Source organism: Parapedobacter sp., assembly GCF_035556095.1.
Classification (GTDB): Bacteria; Bacteroidota; Bacteroidia; order Sphingobacteriales; family Sphingobacteriaceae; genus Parapedobacter.
The window spans coordinates 144,331-161,857 of the sequence record NZ_DATMFT010000018.1 but is presented as its reverse complement, the minus strand read 5'-3'; the positions used below and the strand labels follow the sequence as shown (position 1 = coordinate 161,857).

12 protein-coding genes are annotated in these 17,527 nt (G+C 49.6%); 5 read left to right on the top strand and 7 right to left on the bottom strand.

The window, feature by feature from the left end; genetic code table 11:
• Position 1 precedes the first annotated feature (1 nt).
• The 5 genes from VNQ80_RS09090 to VNQ80_RS09070 all read right to left on the bottom strand — a co-directional run bounded on the left by VNQ80_RS09090 (position 2) and on the right by VNQ80_RS09070 (position 6,348).
• Positions 2-709, bottom strand: a complete 708-nt coding sequence (locus VNQ80_RS09090; protein ID WP_325637684.1) for a hypothetical protein — start codon at positions 707-709, stop codon at positions 2-4.
• Positions 706-1,278 carry a DUF4255 domain-containing protein gene (locus VNQ80_RS09085; RefSeq protein WP_325637682.1) on the bottom strand — a complete coding sequence of 191 codons (573 nt, stop codon included), beginning with the start codon at positions 1,276-1,278 and terminating at the stop codon, positions 706-708. The genes VNQ80_RS09090 and VNQ80_RS09085 overlap by 4 nt, the downstream gene beginning before the upstream one ends.
• A gap of 139 nt (positions 1,279-1,417) precedes the next feature.
• Complete coding sequence (locus VNQ80_RS09080; protein ID WP_325637679.1) at positions 1,418-1,795, bottom strand: hypothetical protein; 378 nt, start codon at positions 1,793-1,795, stop codon at positions 1,418-1,420.
• Positions 1,796-2,551: 756 nt separating this feature from the next.
• Complete coding sequence (locus tag VNQ80_RS09075) at positions 2,552-5,425, bottom strand: PVC-type heme-binding CxxCH protein (protein ID WP_325637677.1); 2,874 nt, start codon at positions 5,423-5,425, stop codon at positions 2,552-2,554.
• A 47-nt stretch (positions 5,426-5,472) separates the two neighbouring features.
• Entirely contained in the window at positions 5,473-6,348 is an 876-nt protein-coding gene (locus VNQ80_RS09070) for a sugar phosphate isomerase/epimerase family protein (protein ID WP_325637675.1), read from the bottom strand.
• Between the two features lie 248 nt (positions 6,349-6,596).
• Here VNQ80_RS09070 and VNQ80_RS09065 point away from each other — a divergent pair, with 248 nt between their 5' ends.
• From VNQ80_RS09065 to VNQ80_RS09045, 5 genes are all read left to right on the top strand, one after another.
• Positions 6,597-6,959, top strand: a complete 363-nt coding sequence (locus tag VNQ80_RS09065) for a hypothetical protein (protein WP_325637674.1) — start codon at positions 6,597-6,599, stop codon at positions 6,957-6,959.
• A gap of 270 nt (positions 6,960-7,229) precedes the next feature.
• Complete coding sequence (locus tag VNQ80_RS09060; RefSeq protein WP_325637672.1) at positions 7,230-7,364, top strand: hypothetical protein; 135 nt, start codon at positions 7,230-7,232, stop codon at positions 7,362-7,364.
• Between the two features lie 107 nt (positions 7,365-7,471).
• A complete protein-coding gene (locus VNQ80_RS09055; protein WP_325637670.1) occupies positions 7,472-9,760 on the top strand; it encodes a hypothetical protein in 2,289 nt (762 codons plus the stop codon).
• A 269-nt stretch (positions 9,761-10,029) separates the two neighbouring features.
• Positions 10,030-12,150: a PQQ-binding-like beta-propeller repeat protein gene (locus tag VNQ80_RS09050; protein ID WP_325637667.1), complete on the top strand. Its 2,121-nt coding sequence runs from the start codon at positions 10,030-10,032 to the stop codon at positions 12,148-12,150.
• 39 nt (positions 12,151-12,189) lie between these two features.
• A complete protein-coding gene (locus VNQ80_RS09045; RefSeq protein WP_325637665.1) occupies positions 12,190-13,086 on the top strand; it encodes a sugar phosphate isomerase/epimerase family protein in 897 nt (298 codons plus the stop codon).
• A 62-nt stretch (positions 13,087-13,148) separates the two neighbouring features.
• On the opposite strand, the gene VNQ80_RS09040 is transcribed toward VNQ80_RS09045, so the two are convergent.
• Both VNQ80_RS09040 and VNQ80_RS09035 read right to left on the bottom strand, forming a co-directional pair.
• The gene (locus VNQ80_RS09040) at positions 13,149-13,802 is read right to left on the bottom strand and encodes a YczE/YyaS/YitT family protein (protein WP_325637662.1); all 654 of its coding nucleotides are present in this window, start codon (positions 13,800-13,802) and stop codon (positions 13,149-13,151) included.
• A gap of 103 nt (positions 13,803-13,905) precedes the next feature.
• Positions 13,906-17,442 carry a PVC-type heme-binding CxxCH protein gene (locus VNQ80_RS09035; protein ID WP_325637660.1) on the bottom strand — a complete coding sequence of 1,179 codons (3,537 nt, stop codon included), beginning with the start codon at positions 17,440-17,442 and terminating at the stop codon, positions 13,906-13,908.
• Positions 17,443-17,527 lie beyond the last annotated feature (85 nt).

Sequence of the window (17,527 nt, the reverse complement as noted above, 5' to 3'; positions counted from 1 at the left end):
GTTAACAATAACAATAGCTCGAAACGGTATCGCGCTTCAATACAGAGTGCGATGTCGGTGAAGGCAGCGTCAAGTGACGGCAGAAGCGCTCCATCCCGTCTACCTCTTCCCATAGGCCCACCCGGAAGGGATACATCTGCTTCAACGGCAATGCATCGGCTGTTTGCACACGCCATGCTTTTCGATTGACCCCTTTAACGTCAACCCATTCGCCTTCTGTGAAGCGGATGGCATCGCGTGCTTCCTTCACGAGAAAGCGTGCTTGGCTATTTTCCGCTGTATTTTTGGGAAACACCAGGAATTCCCAAAAGCGGCAAACCGGTTCTAACTGAACGGTAATGGAGCATGGTAAATCACCTTCGGGCGCCGCTGGGCAGGTGAGTATAGCCCATACACCACCTTTCCGATGAATAGACAGGTTGGTAGGGTAAGGCGCTGCCACGCTCGCGCCATCGCCCATGACGAAATATTGGTCTGGAAAAGCGGGCGACAATTGAAATGAAATATCCAATCCGGCTGGCACAGTTTGTCGGCCATCGGCTTCGCGGATGACCACCCACAGGTTGTTTCCCTGCGCTTTCACCAGTAACCGGTATTTCGTGAGTATCTCTGCGGTATTGCCGGTGGGTAGCAAGTCGAACCGGAAGTTTGCCGTATCGAAGTAGGGGTGTTGCACACCGATGGTGTGCGTAATTTCGTAGTGCGTCATGGCTCGGTACTTCCAGCGCCACCTCCGCCGGCCTTGGTTGCAGTGTCGTGTCCTTCGACACTTGCTGAAATATTCACAATTTCGCCGCTTTCGATGGTTAATAGTCGAATGCGTGCCAACACGGACGGTTGGTAGGATACGCCCAGCATACCCCAAAGGCTCGCTTGGTCAGCATACGATAAATTGACCGGTTCAATGGCGTATCGAGCTCCCGATTCGGGCACCACAAAAGAGGTATGACGTTGCAGAAAAAGCAAGATCGCTGACAACACCCGCACAGCTTCGCCGTATTGCTTTTCCTTGAATAGGACCGCAAATAGAATATGCGCGTTAACTAACCATTTGGGCGCAGTGCCCAATTGGCTATTGCCTGCCGCTTGTCGTTCAAAACGAATGCCAGCGGCGGTTTCTCGTTCCAGCCCCACGATGCTTACGCTTACGCGGTTATCCGCGTTATCTGCCTCAACTTGGATAGGGGCAAGCTGCACGATATCCGTGGATAACGTGAAGGTAACACGTAAAAAGTCGTTCAGTTGCTCAACGAGCGCGCGGAGTGTCTGGTAGATCATCGCATCCAGGTAGATTAAAATTTGTTGGTTAATTAGTAAACGCCTCGTAAAGGTAAGTGGGGATAGCGAAATTTTAATTCGCCATCGGAAAACCTTGGCGCAGCGGTTTGACGTGGCCGGTTTCATGGCCAGAATCTATCTACATCCGTTGCATTTTATGCAGTATATTCCTTAAACACGAACGCTCATGTTCACTGAGATCGGCTTTCCAACGATTCTTTATCCGTTCCACGACTTCGATTTCATGCACAGAAAACCGGGAATACTGAAAGGTGTAAGTGTTGTCGTGGTAATAGTAGGCTTTGCGTGAGGCACAATAAGATATCGGGGCGAAAATACCCAAGAACTGGTCGTATCGCATGGCTTGTAAATCCAATTGTATGGTTCTCATCGTCACGCTGAAGCCGAGTAGTTCTTCGCAGGCGGCGACGACTTCGGACGTTCTGACAAACTCCTTGGTTGATAGCAATTGATGTATCAACTGGTAACGGGCTAATGAAAATTTATTCAACGGCATGATACGACGCCTTCAACAACACGCCAAATGCCATGCGATGGCTTTTTCGAATATATTGGCAAAGGCAGCAATAGATGTTTTTAAAAGTTAATCACCGTCTTAAAGCAGACGAGTAACAAACTTAGGTAAATTATTGATATTTTGTTGGTTTTTTTGGTATCAATAAAATCGATATGCTAGTTATTGATAATTTTTCTTGTTTTTTTGGGGTATCAATGAAATCGCTACACGAAGTTTGTGTTTATAATTGCGTTGAAATAAAAAGCGAATTTATTCGCAATAATCTGCTTTCATCGGTACTCATGATTGCCTCGCAGTTATCGATCTACTCGACCGCCACTGAAGGGCAACCAAAGCCCGGCGGGGATAGGACAGGGGGTTTGAGGAACGGCGAAGTCATATTGGTTGGCTATTCGGTTGAGGCATAAAGAAAGCCCCGAAACGGGGAGGATCGGGGCTTTCAAAACTAACCAATTATAAACCTATTATGAAAAGACAAATTTTACTAACTGCATATATAACGCATATCGCCCCGTTTTGTTATAACGAATTTGTTAAGAGAATGTTAAATAGACAATGCCGTGACGAAGAGGCCTAAAAAAGAGAAACCCGTCACCTTGTAAGTAACGGGTCTCCGCCCCAATGGGGTTAGGGGCTATCAACCTAAACCTAGTACAATAACGGAAAAGCGTGGAGTTTGTTTTACGTCTGTGTAACTTTTTTCATTATGAGCCTGTACCGGGGTTGATTAGGCTATTATTTACCTAGTTTCTTATCGTTCACTGATAGGTATACGCTTATATCTGCCGCTTCCTGTATTGTCAATGGTATGTGTCGAGGCGAGGGCATAATACTTGTATTCAGGTGCCGCTTACTGGCTACAGCAGAGCCATCGATAACATACTGCTTTCCGTACGTGTCCATTACGGTGACAACCGGACCGTCCGACAGCAGGAGCCCGTAAAGCGCCGCCCCATTCTTCAACAGCACCAAGTACGGTTCCGTCCCAAAGGCCACTGCTGCTGCGGGATGGATGATACCATCGAGTATTGCCTTCCGATCAAACCGGGTGTGGATATTGGTCAAATCGGGTCCGATTTCTTGGCCTACGGCACCTATTTTGTGGCATACCACACAGTTGGCTACGAATAATGATTTCCCCCTATCGGGATCTACTGAAAGTTTCATGGCATCGTCGATATCATACGTTTCGGTATCGCCGCCATCGAAATAATGGGCAACCAATGCATTGAAGTTTCTATCATTGTTTGCCAACACCTGATCTTTCAGCTTGGCTTTTAAAGGAGGCTCCAGCAATCCGGCTGCGGCGAGATCTATCAAGTACAGTTTGCCCGTTTGGTTCCCTACCAATTGTTGGGCTGCTTCCATTTTTTCTTCTGCACTGGCATTTTCCTTTTTGAACTGTTGGTAGTGGGCGAGCGCTTCGGGTTGCGCTTCCAGTAGTTTATCCATGGGCGATTGCCAATCGCCCAGGTATTCGTTCCAGTCATTCGTTTTGCGGAACTGTAACCACCATTGTGCCAAAGCGGCAAGCTCCCCATCGACCACCGCCGCCAGTTCACGCATCGATGTCGCCGCCACTTTCGTGGGGATAAAACCGAGAGCCACCATCGCTTTTTTCCGATCATCCAGGCTGAGCTTTTCGTTTAGCACCCTTTGCTTCAGCGCGGGTGCGGCCACATCGGGATGCAGCTCCCATGTAATGGCAGCAAAAGCCTCGGGCCACTCCTCCGGTTCTGGATTCCCGAAGTGGGCCCTCAAGGCGGCGTAGGCTTCCTGTTCCTTACCTTCCAGTGCTATACCCAGCGCGTTTAGATAAGCTCGATCCACGCCATCGAAGCCCTCAGCTAGTTTCAAGATAGTGGATCGGCTCTGTTCAAAGGGTAAATCGCGCAATGCGATAAGAACCTCCCTCCTTACAGCGGGAGATGTATCGCCCGCCAGCTTTTCGGCATAGACAAGCAATTGCCCTTCATTGGCCTGCCTCAGCGCCCTGAAAGCAGTCAATCGTATCTCCGGGTCCTTATCTTCGAGCAAGCCGACTGTTTTACGAATACCTTCTTGGCCCAGCTGTGCCAGCAGCCAAACTGTCCGAGCACGATGATAGGGATTGCCCGATTCAAGTAGCTTTGCCAGCTCCGGCAAGATAACCGGTCCCTGTGCTTTCAACCGCTCGAACCCTTGGTTGCGAACATTGATAGCCGGACTGAGGAGCGCTTCGATTTGGCCGGAAGTCTGCTCCAGATTGATGCTCGGTTTAACAAGTTTCTTGCCTTTCGGTGCGATTCGATAAATCCGCCCATATCCAATGGAATCCATCATTTGGTGCCCGCCTACAATAGGGTCGTACCAATCCGCCACATAAATGGCGCCATCTGTCCCGATAGCAGCATCACTCGGCCGAAACCATTTCTTTGTGTTTTCGTCTACATTGTTCCAACGATAGAATTCGTCGTCGATGCCGGTGGAGGAAATGAAGGGCTTACCGTTTGACAAATCATAACCAGCGCCCGTGAGTTGGGGCTGAAAGCCGAAAATGGCATTTCGTCCCGCGTCCGCACTTAATAGCAACCCACGGTAATGCTCACCAAGGGCATCGCTTTCATTCACCACGATACCGGTAGGTGCACCAGCACCGTACACTTTGCCGACGGGCATCACCCCCGGGTCTTCCTGATGCCAATGTGCCGTCTGTAGCGATTGTCCCGGCCGCCGGTCGGCACGCCAGGTCCGTATCCCGGTTTCGCTAAAAAAGCCTGCATTTCCCCCTTCCATTATCCAGCTTACCCGGCAGGCATCCACTTCATCATCGTTGTCGTTTTGCCACATGTTGCCGTACGAATCTACCGCTACTTCGTACGAATTGCGGAAATTATGGCCCAGCACCTCCATTCCCGTACCATCGGGATTTATCCGGAATACCAGCCCACCGGTCCACACCTTGCCATCATCACTTTGCTGGGCAGGTACATTTTCTTGGTTGTAGGGCGATCCGCCGGTATATACGCTTCCTGAGCGAAGTGTCCATCCACTTTTATCGGTAACGATGTGTGGTCCGGCATTGCCCATGTTAACGTACCATTTGCCATCGGGGCCGGCTATTCCGGCATGTAGCCCGTGGTCGTGATCTAAACCACCGAATCCGGTCAGGAACACTTCCTTACGATCTGGCACATCATCGCCGTCGTCATCCGTGTATATAATCACCGAAGGCGAGCAGGAAACAATCACTTTGTTCCCGATTACGGCTATGCCCAATGGGGACACCAGATCCTCATCTTGTACAAACACTTTAGCGCTGTCTGCTATTCCATCGCCATCGGTATCTTCCAAGATAAGCACACGGTCCCCGGTAGGGTGTGAAAGACGGCCCGTCGTGTCATTATTAAAGTCGCGGTAATTAACCGCTTCGGTTACCCAAATCCTTCCGCGGATATCCACATCGATATTCGTTGGGTTATATAACATAGGAGATTCTGCCCATACCGTGGCTTCAAGGTCGTCTGGAACGAACAATTTCGGCTCGGCTTTTTGGCCGTCACCCGAGTTGCATGCGCTCCAAACACCGATTAAACATACCGTTGTAATGCTTAAATAAATCCTGTTCATTATCGTTGAAGTGTTTGTTTTGATCATAAAAAACTAAAGGTGATTTATCAGCTGAACACTGACCTGATATAACTAACATTTGCCGGATAAGCTTCTTCCACACCCATTCCGGCAGGCACCCCTCCTTCCAAAACAACCCACCCTTCATACCCTATTTCGTCAAGTGTGTTCCGCACGCTCGGAAAATCTATTTTTCCCTTTCCAAGCAACGCACCGTTTTCCTTTGCATGGACTTCACAAATGTATCGCGTACCTAGCTGCCTCATTTCCCCGTAAATATCATATCCCATTTCGGTAGCATTTGCCACATCGTAATATACCTGCACATGTGTTGAGCCAACTTCTTCGATAATTGCTAGAAGTTGGTCTGCACTGAGCCAAGACTCGATACCTAGGACCACATCTTTCTTTTCGGCCTTTGGAGCAACTTTCTTCAGCCGCCTTACCACTTCCCTTATACCAGCCTCGTCACCGTTGATGTCACCTTTTCCGAAAAAGGCCAGCAAAACAACTCCGCAGCCCATCGCATTTGCCACGTCGATGCTTAAGTCGACCCATTCTTCCGTTTCGGGCTCCGATTTATAGGGTACATTATTTAACTCGCCAATCGCTAGGCTCGATATGTCCACACCGTTTGCTGACGCTGCTTGCAGATAGGCTTTTCTTACGGCCTTTTCGCGTAGGTGCATATTGTTCTGCACCGTACCTAAGCTTACTTGCACCCCGTCCAGTCCGAGTGTTTTTGCCAATGCAAGCGCGCTGACTTCACTCTGTTTGCTGATAGACCAGTCACATACGCTGATGCGATACTTCCGTTTATTTCCAGATATGGCCGACTGCCAGGAGTTGCCTATCGCAATCACTCCGGTGGCAGTTACGATTTTTTTCAGTACTGCTCTTCTATTAAGCGAATAAGCATTCATAAGCTATTGAGACCTACGGTAAGCGACACGAATAAATTGGTTTACTGCAGTCAAAGATAAAAGAAAAATACAAATACCCCAGCTTAGCCCAAACTCTTGATCGGATGGTCGAAGACCGTGTTTCCACCGATGATTGGGACGTTGAGAACGGTACTTTTCCTGGCTCCGGCTTGATGCCTGAAAGATTTTGGATGTAACAGTTAACTTTTTATCTTTGGTCTAACTCATGTAAACTAATGTTAATTGTAATGGATCGGCTAACTAAATTCAATGTAAGAAATGGAATAGCATACGTGCCTGAATTTTTACTGTTGATCGGCGGGTTGTTTTGCCTGGTGGGCGAATGGTTGGGCGCAGCGACCATTAACGGAATAATGGTTTTTGGAGTCTTGACGATTGTGACGCTGTTGCTATGGCAGAATAGGTACCTTGCCCTTGCTATCGCTGTAATATTGGGTGCTGTTAGTGTATTTTTCACGCTCGCGATATTTGCCGAATACAGTGAATTCCCCCCGGGTAGCAGTGATGCGTGGCAGTTATTGGCCGGTATGTTGATATTCGGATCGCTTCTCGGAATTTCATTGATCATGCCCAGAAAGTATTTTAGGTAGAGTTAATTTCTTGATCCGAGAATTTGCCTATTTCGTTCTTGTCGAGTTTTTCCAATTCGATTATTGTACAGCCATCATAAAAGGCGCCTAAATTGTACCCATCTGAATTGGACGTGGGTTCTGAGCCAAAAAAGTCTTATCTTTAAGCCATCAGACTGTATGTATCCAGTTGATAGACATCCATGGCCCAAAACGCCATGTCGAGCAGGTGAACTCCCCGGTCGGTCATCAGCCCACCGCCAAAATCTCAAAAAAGTCGTCAGCTGCCATATGGGAAACATCAGCGCACGGACAGGAGGAGCGGCACTATGCTATGATGATGATAAGCAATCGTTCAATAATACGGCGGCGGATGCTTATATCCAACCGCTATACCGGGAGCCGTGGGTTTTTCCCATTGTGTGAGGTTGGTTGTACTTGGCCGCAATAATCGAATTTAATGAAAAGGGTGGTCGCGTAAAAAATCGAAAATGAGTAGAAAAGCAATTCGTTCCTTTTCCCGTAGGGATTTTATGAAATTTGGAACCGCATTAGCAGGTGTTGTTGCGCTACATCCGATGATATCCATTCCGGCTTCCGGGTATAAAACTCCAGCAGGACCCGCAGCCCTGCCCCTTCACCACTTCCCCAACCCGCTTTATGCTTTTGTTTGGCGTAACTGGGGGTTGGTGCCGCGTCAACGAATGGCAAGTACGGTGGGGGCTACCGAAAACCAATTGTCGGCCCTGGCGTCGGCTATGGGATTGCCGTATGCGCCAGTAGTCTCGGCCGACCAATGGGAGCGGAGCTATCTGACGATAATCCGGCGCAATTGGCATTTATTGCCTACGGAACAATTACTCCGATTGCTTGGCTGGGACCAAACTCGGCTAGACTTTACGCTGAAAGAAGATGATTTTTTCTTTGTCAAACTCGGAAACTTGAAACCCGATTGCCACCCAATCGATTATCAGCGCCAGGTGCTTACTGATGATCCGGCTCTTACTTACTTGCAACGTGTAATAAGTGAAGAATTTCCCGGAGGGCAGCCCCCGCAGGAGGAACCTTATTTCCAGTTTGTGCGTGATCTCTCCTCCCCCGGCAAACATCGGAATATGTTACCATCGGCACCTGGTTTCAGCCCACGGATCGCCTACCCCTATTTTGCATTGATGGGAGACCCACTGATCAGTGGTGCTGCCGATTCCTATCCGGATGGTTACTTGGCAAAGATGGCTGCTTCGGGGGTGGATCATATATGGATGCACATTGTGCTTACCAAGCTGACTCCATTCCCTTGGGATCCGGCGCAGAGCCAGCATTGGGAGACGCGGTTGGCTAACCTAGAGAAACTCACCGAAAAGTGTAGGAAACATGGAATTGGTATTTATTTATACCTCAACGAACCCCGTAACCAGGACGAAGCATTTTTTAGAAAGCACCCCCACCTAAGGGGGCACGGCAACTCGTTATGCACCAGTGTGGCAGAAGTTCGTAATTACCTGCGAGACTCTATCGCATTGATTATGGAAAAAGCACCTGCACTTGCGGGGTTCTTTTCAATCACAGCTTCCGAAAACTCTACTAACTGTTGGTCTCACTACCATGGACATGCTTGCCCTCGTTGCAGTACGCTTGGACCGGCGAAAGTGATTGCAGAATTGAATAATTGCTACTTGGAAGGCATTCGAATAGGATTGGAGCGAGCGAAGGCGTCAACGCTGGTACAGGCGCCTCGGCTCATTGTATGGGATTGGGGCTGGCCGACGGATTGGGCTGAAGGAATCATTTCCCGATTGGACAAATCGGATTCGGCGTTTATGAGCGTTAGCGAGTGGGATTTAACTATCGAGCGGGGTGGAGTTTCCAGCCAGGTTGGTGAGTATTCCATATCGGCCATAGGGCCAGGACCGCGGGCGTTGAAACATTGGCAGATTGCATTGGATAATGAAATACCCGTTGTCGCAAAAATTCAGGCAAACAATAGTTGGGAACTTGGAGCAGTACCCTATATTCCCGCGTTGTATAATGTGGCAGAGCATGTTGCCAATCTACGGGAAACCGGTGTAACAGGGTTAATGCTTGGATGGAGCCTTGGCGGATACCCATCGCCGAATCTCGAGGTGGCCTCTTTGTTGGGAAGCAATAAAGAACTGGGTCCTGAAGAGGCAATTGAGAGCGTTGCCAAAAGCAGATATGGGGCGTTTGCAGGTGACGTAACGACGGCTTGGCGTAAGTATAGTAATGCATTTCGAGAATTTCCATATAACGGTAGCTTGGTTTACTATGCGCCGATGCAATCAGGTCCTTCCAACTTGTTGTGGCCCAATCCCACAGGGTATTCGGCCACCATGGTCGGGATTGCATACGACCATTTGGAAAGCTGGAGGGCTGTTTATCCCGTAGATGTATTTATCCGTCAGCTGAGGCTCGTAGCATCTGAATTTGAAGCCGCAACAGAAGATTTGAAACAAGCGACGGGGTACGCTAGTAACGGCAAATCGAGGATTTTACAGAAAGACATTAACATTGCGGAAACCGTTGCCTGCCATTATGCCAGTGCAGCAAACCAGGCTGAATTCATTCAATTGAGAGACCAGTTGCTGAGGGAAGCACCCGATAATAACCATATAATAAAGCAACGTATTGAGCAGTTACTTCGTGAGGAAATCACTTTAGCCAAACGAATGTCGGCACTTCAGCGGAAAGATTCCAGATTGGGTTACGAAGCCTCTAACCATTATTTCTATGTGCCGTCCGATCTTGATGAGAAGGTGCTTAATTGCAGGTATTTGTTGGATCGATGGCTGCCGACGTTGTAACAGGTATAAACTATTAAAATATGCGGTACGAATTAATGTTTCCCTCCCATGATTAAGGAAGCATTATGGAAATAAACCTGTTGTTTTGGCGTTGCTTACTAACCTTTCATTCAAACTCGAAGCCCGCTAATTGCACTATTATCTTCAGCGCACGATAGTGAACGTTACCGGATTTTAAGTATACTTGCTATTTCCGAGAAAGATGCGGTTATAATGAATAATACAGCTTTCCTTTATAAATCGACTATGGATAATTAGTTTTCTACAATATGCGGCTATTCATTACGTTGCTTTTTTCCATGCTGGCGTTTGCGGGATGTCAGGCGCCCAAACCTTTTTCGGAAGCCGACTGGGCGTATCCCGGCGGTACCGCTGGGCAGACTAAATATTCTCCGTTGGATCAGATCAACACAACCAATGTGGCCGATTTGGAAGTGGCGTGGGTTTTCCATTCCGGGGTGAAAGTTGGGAACGTACAAATGAACCCCCTCATTGTAGATGGCGCGGTTTACATCACCACGCCATTGCAGGAGGTGATTGCAGTGGACGGCGTAACCGGCGAACAAATTTGGCGGTTTAACCCGGCCAGGGAAGGTGAGCAGTTCGGCGGGATCAATAGGGGGATTTCTTTCTGGCGGAAGAAAGGTGAACGTGATCGGCTGTTTTTTACGAGCGGTGGTTTCCTAAATGCGATTTATGCAGCGGACGGATCGCCGGTGCCTGAGTTTGGAAACCAAGGCCGCATTTCGTTGAACGATGATTTAGTAAAGCCAGCTGAACAAATGGGGATAACGTCCCCCGGCGCCCCGGTTGTATATGGTGACCTCGTAATTGTGGGGGCCATGACGTGGTCCTCGCCAGCGAATGTAAGTGCATTTAATGTGTATACCGGTAAGCGTGAGTGGATTTTCCATACCATACCGCAGCCCGGCGAGCATGGGTATGAGAGCTGGGGAGCGAAAGATTTTTGGAAAACGGGCGCGGGTGTAAATGTATGGGGTGGTTTGAGTGTCGACATCGAAAATGGCATGATATATTTTGCTACGGGCCAGCCAAAAGATGATTTCTACCGACCCGATAACGAAGGGGAACAGCTTTTCGGCAACTCCATTGTGGCGTTGGATGCTAAAACCGGCGAAAGGGTGTGGCATTACCAGGCCATCCACCACGATTTGTGGGATCTTGACCTGCCCTGTGCGCCCATACTGACTACCCTTCGTAAAGATGGAAAGCCAATTCTGGGTGTGGTGCAGCTGACGAAAACAGGCCATGTGCTCCTATTCAATCGGCTTACCGGTGAGCTGTTGTCGGAGGTGGAAGAGCGACCGGTGCCGACCAGTACATTGGCCGGCCAATATGCCTACCCCACGCAGCCGTTCGTGAAATGGCCGGAGCCTTTTTCTAAACAGGTGGTCACGGCTGACGACTTGACGGATATCAGCGAAGAGGCGCACGTTTATGCACGTGAACGGTTCAATAATGCCGATGCGGGGTGGTATATCCCCCCTTCTACCAAAGGTATTATCTATTACGGCATACACGGTGGCGCCGAATGGGGCGGTGGTGCTTACGATCCGATGGATGGTATGATGTATGTCAACTCAAACGAACTAGCCTGGCACATCACGATGCAGGATGTCAATAACCATGGGCCGGAAGCGGGGGCCCCGAAAGGTACTAGCGAACATGGTGGGCACCGGCTTTTCCTAGCCAGTGGATGTGCAAGCTGCCATGGCGCCGATCGCCAAGGATTGGGGGGGACGCCCGTATTACGGAATCTCTCGGAGAAATATACGCAAAAGGATGTTGCGGATATTATCAAGAAAGGGAAGGGCACCATGCCACCATTTGCCCACCTACCGGAGGATGATGTGCAACTGATTGCATCTTACCTGCTTGATATGGAAGCAGCAGGCGAGAAACAGAAAAAAGAAGGCGTAAAACCATACTACAATTCGATGGGGTACGTCAAATTTCTCGATCAGCAAGGGTATCCGGCTACTAAACCGCCATGGGGGACGTTGAATGCGATTGATCTCGAATCAGGTAAGATTAAATGGAAGGTGCCTTTGGGCGAATATCCAGAGTTGACCGCAAAAGGGATACCGTTAACCGGGACGGAAAATTTCGGGGGTAGTATCGTCACCGCCGGTGGGTTGGTTTTTGTGGGGGCTACGCGCGATGAACGCTTCCGGGCGTTCGATAAAAATACCGGCGCGATTTTGTGGGAAACGAAGCTGCCATTCGGTGGATTTGCCGTACCCAGCACATACAGCATAGGTGGAAAACAATATGTAATCATCCCCGCCACCGGAGGCGGAAAATTGGGCACCACTACCGGCGACGCCTACGTGGCATTTACCTTGCCCGATCGTTTATTGCAAAAATGACGATATACTTTTTAAAATAACTTTATAATACGAAGTGAAATGAGCCGATTAATGATTGCTGTGGTGGTTGCCGCCTTAACATTGCTCGCTGGCTGCGACGTACTGAAAAATAAAACAGTTAAGGATGTATTTGTTAAACAGAACCTCGTTGCTTGGTGTGTTGTTCCCTTTGATGCGAAACAGCGTGGGCCTAAAGAGCGGGCACAAATGCTGTCCGACCTTGGTATCACCAAACTGGCCTACGACTGGCGGGAAGAGCACATCCCCACGTTTGATGAGGAATGGCACGCACTGAATAAACACGGCATCGAATTAACCGCTTTTTGGATGATGTCTGGCGATAACCCCCAGGATGATCGGTACATCCGGGAAATATTCGATTTTTTGGAACGAAATAAGGTTTCGACACAGATTTGGCTGTTGATGGGCGAGTGGCCAGGTTTCAGTGACTTTAGTCAAAGGGATAAAGTGATGGCAATGAGTAAACCCATTGCATACATCGCGGACCGGGCCAAGGAACTTGACTGCCAGGTGGCGCTTTACAACCACGGCGGTTGGTTTGGTGAACCGGAGAACCAACTTGAAATCATTGAAGAAGTAAATCGTAAAAACGTGGGCATTGTTTATAACTTCCATCATGCCCGTATGCACCATGATCGGTTTTCGACGTTCTTCCCTAAAATAGTACCCCACCTTTTTGCGTTGAATATCGCAGGGCTGAAAGCAGGTATTACCGACCGTTTTTTCCGGACCGGCCAAGGCGATTTGGAAAAGGAGATGATTAAGCAAGTGTGGAAAAGTAACTACCGCGGGCCAATTGGTATTATCAACCATGACACGAATGTAGACGCTGAAAAAGGACTGTCTGAAGAAATCGATGGACTTAAACGCATACTCAAAGAAATCGGAAATGAGCGCGCGTTAGCCACTTACTAGTCCACAGATCGGTTATTCCATAACGATTGCTTGCTGGACATTTGCGGAGTAGGGCTCACACGCTAGCCGCTAGGAAAAGGGTCACAAAGCTCGTTCTTAAGCTGCGTAAAGAACTTCAGTGAGAACTGAAAAACAGGACTCATGATAAATGTGTAAAGAAAGGTAACGAAGAATACGGGCCCTCCCAGCAGGTATCCCACGAGCAACACGAAACATTCGACGATAATGCGCGCCCGGCTGACCGAAAGGCCTGTTCGCTTCGCCATAGAAAGCATAAAGCCGTCGCGGGGTCCAGCACCTATTCCGCCCGATACGTATAGGCCACCTCCGGTACCTACAATCACGATTCCTACCAGTAGCCACAGGTAATCTGTCCAGGTGAAAGTGGGTGCAGGCAAAATATCCAACCAAAGAAAGAAGTCTAGAATGGGTCCTATAAGCAAGGCGTTCAGAAAGGTCCCGAGGTTGACGTACTTGCGACTTACAAACAGAGAGACCGTTATTAATATAAAACCAATGATAACTGTCCAAGTGCCTATCGAGAGTCCGAAACGCTCAAAAAGCGCAATATTCAGCACGTCCCAAGGATGTAGGCCCAGATGCTGCATTTTTACGGAAATGGCGACCCCCAGCCCGAAACACACCAATCCTAAAAAGAAAAAGCTATAGCGAATCAGCCAGTTGTGCAGGCTGTCTTTCCCGAGAAGACTTTCCATATGGGCGCAAAAATACGGTGCAGGATATGAAACGTGTATCACCGCAATATCATTTTCGTAAGCTATGCATCATCACAAGTATGCAATGCGGATACCAATACGGTTATTTGACTTGCAGTAAATATTCTAAAAGCGCACCGAAGTCCTCTTCCGAAAGGGTATGCCTGAATTGATCCGGCATCAATGTGTAGGGCGAAGGTGTATACGAAGCCATGTCTTTTTTTGCAATTTTAAATTCCTTTCCGCTGATGTCTGCAAAAACCATCACCTCACCTTCGGTCCGGCGGTACAATCCCGATTGTTGCTTCCCGTTGGCAAGGGTGATGTTATAGGTGCGGAATGATTCTGAAATATTCCGGTTGGGATCCAGTATCTTTTCCGTGAGCGCCTGTACGCCCCAATTGCCGATTCCGTCAAGTTGCGGTCCGATTAGACTGCCAGTGCCTCCTATTTGGTGGCAGATGGCACAGTGTGTCTCAAATAAAGCGTGTCCATTTTCCACTCTTTGCCCTGTTGCTTCGAAACGTGCAATCCGGTCCTCGATCAATTGCTTTCGTGTTTCCCGCTCATCTTTCCCCTGAGCCAGTACCTGCTTGATTCGCGTATGCTGGTTGGCCTGGGCCTTTGCATCCAACAGTTCTTTCACCTTGAATTCAGCGAGCAGGTCGGCAGGGGCGTGGCCAGCTGCTATGGACTGCAGCAACAAATCGATACCCGCAGGCGATGCGGCCAATGCCGTGGTTGCTGCCAGTTGGACTGGTCGAGCGCTGCCTTCCATGCCCTGTGCAAGAAATTGTAGCGCTTGTGTTCCGGGCAGCTGCGCTAAGGTAGGTGCCAGCCGCTCCCGCAGCAGCGCAGGTTCGGCTTTATCCAAGAAAACGTTACCAAGCAGTTTGGCATCGTCTTTTTCCGGCATGTTGGCCAGCGCATGGGCTGCTGCCAGCCGCGTATCAGGATTTACCCACGGCGTTCGGAATATTTCGACCAAGCTGCCCCGCAATTCCTCTATTTTCAAACTGCCGGCAATGTCGGCTGCCCGTTGCCGTTGTAAGTCGATATCCGATGGGGTATATGGTGGCATTTCTACCACAGCAGGTTCTAATTTCCCGATGCCGATAGAGCCGGTTTCCGAGCTATCCACCACTTCGATATATCCCATCTTCCCTTCCTGTGCACGCAAATCCAGTGTAGTTGATTTAATGAGATCCGCGAATTCCATTTTCGTGTGCGCCGGCTGTTCCATCCGGTACTCGGCAACCAACCGATGGCCATCAGCCAGCCGTATGCGCACCACGTTTTTCGAAGTGCCGACTTTTTCCTCCGTGTTGTGCACATCGTTATCAAATACGTTCATGTGCAGTTCGGCAGGTAGCTTGAAGGGCTTTGTGTAGAGTGTGGCCCGAGGCTTGTAGCCATTGCGCTCGCTCAGGTAGATCCGGAAAGCGGGTGCAACATTCGTTAGGAATTCATCAGACACCGCCCAGGGGCTCAAGTCATCTGGTCGGCTGTCCAGCGGTTTGCTCCGCCAAACATCGTCTTCGATGGGAACATTATTCAGGAAATGATGGGAAAGTTGAGCGCCCCATGCCCGGAGTGCCGGGACAGTAGCCATGCCTCGCTGGGCAATTCCTTCCTGTATGTTCAGGAATAGTGAAAGCTGTGCCTGCTTATCATTGGCAAATTTTTCAGTGATAATGGGCACCACCTGTGCCAACTGTGCGGCCTGCGCATACCGCCCCACAAACGCCAAGTTTTTTTGCAGCGCGTCAAGTGGCATATCGTGGTGAAGCAGGTAATCGAGTACAAACGTAGCTGCCGCTGGCGATTCCACATCGCGCATTGCCAATGCAATGGTAGCTCGTTTGGTCTCGTCCCATTGCATCCCGACAACCTGCTCGGCTACCCCTATTCCCCGCAGGTTGTTGCGGATAGCCAATAGCGCCGTGTATTTCAAGTGTGAATCTTCGGCAGGGCAGTTGGTATGCAACGCGAGTAAGGGGTCTACATGCGTAACATCGGGAAAGCGGCTGAGCACTTCTGCAGCGGTGCGCTGGATAAACGGATCACGATCAGTAAGTGCAGCCAATACGCGGTGCTGCTGTGCGTCGGTAAGTGCTTCCGATTCAGCCAATATGCGCAACGCGTGCTGACGGACTATACCGTCGTCATGTTGCAAGGCCTCCTTAAGTGTATGTTCGGGCAAACGCTTCAGGCGGTGCAATACCCATAGGGCATGGATATAACCTGTAGGTGCCGAATCTGTAGCCGATACCCGATCAAGCGCGGGCTCCACAGCTTGATCTTTAACAACTTCAACGAGTCGGTCTGCCACCTTTAACCGTACGGACAGATGCGGATGGTCAAGCGCCGCAATCAATTCGCTTACATCCGCCGTAGCCCAGTTCTTAACCGGGACGGTACCCTTATCCTTGCCTGTATAAGTAATCTTCCATATGCGGCCGCTTAGCCGGTCACGTCCGGGGTGATCCAGCGCTACTTCGTAGTGGCCGATGATGCGATTATAAAAATCGGCCACATATAACGATCCATCCGGCCCGGTTTTGATATCCACCGGACGAAACCAAGGGTCTTCGCTGGTTAGAAATGGCTCTTCCTTTTGTGCGATGGGCGTCGTACCCTGATAGGTCACCGTATTGCGGTCGATGCGACAGGTTACCACGTCGCCCGTGAAGAAACTGTTCCGATAAGCCTGCGGGAACTGTTGGTCGGTATAGTAAACCAACCCCGAAAGCGCTGTGGAGCCCAGCTCGTAACTCATCATTTCGGGCGCATAGCCAATGGCCGGGTCTTTACGTCCCCATTGCGGGTAGTCGCCGCCTGGCACCAGCTGAAATATGGGTTTGCTGTGGCAATCTACGGAATACAGATAGCCCCGTTCATCCAACGCCGAACCAAACGGGTTGATACGCCCATTGGTGGTTTGTTCCGCGCGGCTGCCATCCAAGCGGAAACGGAACGTATTGCCTGAGACCATTCTGATGGAGTCGCCATCGGTGCCGGCAATGGTGGAAATATTGGTGAAACCATGGCAGGCATGGATCCATCCGTCATACCCGCGAATGAAATTATTGACCATGCCATGGGTATCATTAAATCCGAATGGCCCCACCAGTATGTCTTTTTTTTCGGCGACGCCATCATGGTCATGATCCCAAAAGCGGTAGATATTGGGGATGCTGAACCCCACCGCCCCATCGGCAACGGGCATGATACCGATAGGAATATTTAGGCTATCATCGAAATGCGTGAATACGTCCGCTTTTCCGTCGCCATCGCTGTCTTCCAAAATGGTAATGCGATCTTTTCCGGCACCAGGGCCCGCAGCAACTGGGTATTCCGATGACTGTGTGACCCACAGACGTCCCTGGTCATCGAACTCCATGTTGATTGGTTTAGTGATATCCGGTTCCGAGGCAAACAAGGTTATTTCAAAACCGGGCGGAAGCTTGAATCCTGCCATCTCCGCTTCCGGTGTCTGAAACGCTGTGGTCCTTACGTGGTCGGCGAATTTGTCCGATGCCTCGTTGCTAGGGTTTCCGCACGCCAATGGTAACATGCAAGCGCAGTACAGGCTAATGCTACCTATTGCGGTTTTATATATTAATCTTTCCTTTTCCATAATGGCAGGTCATAAACGGTAATTTGTGAGATGCGATTCTCGTGTAAGCCAAAAGTAGGCAATCGTCAAAAAAAGGCAACCCGCA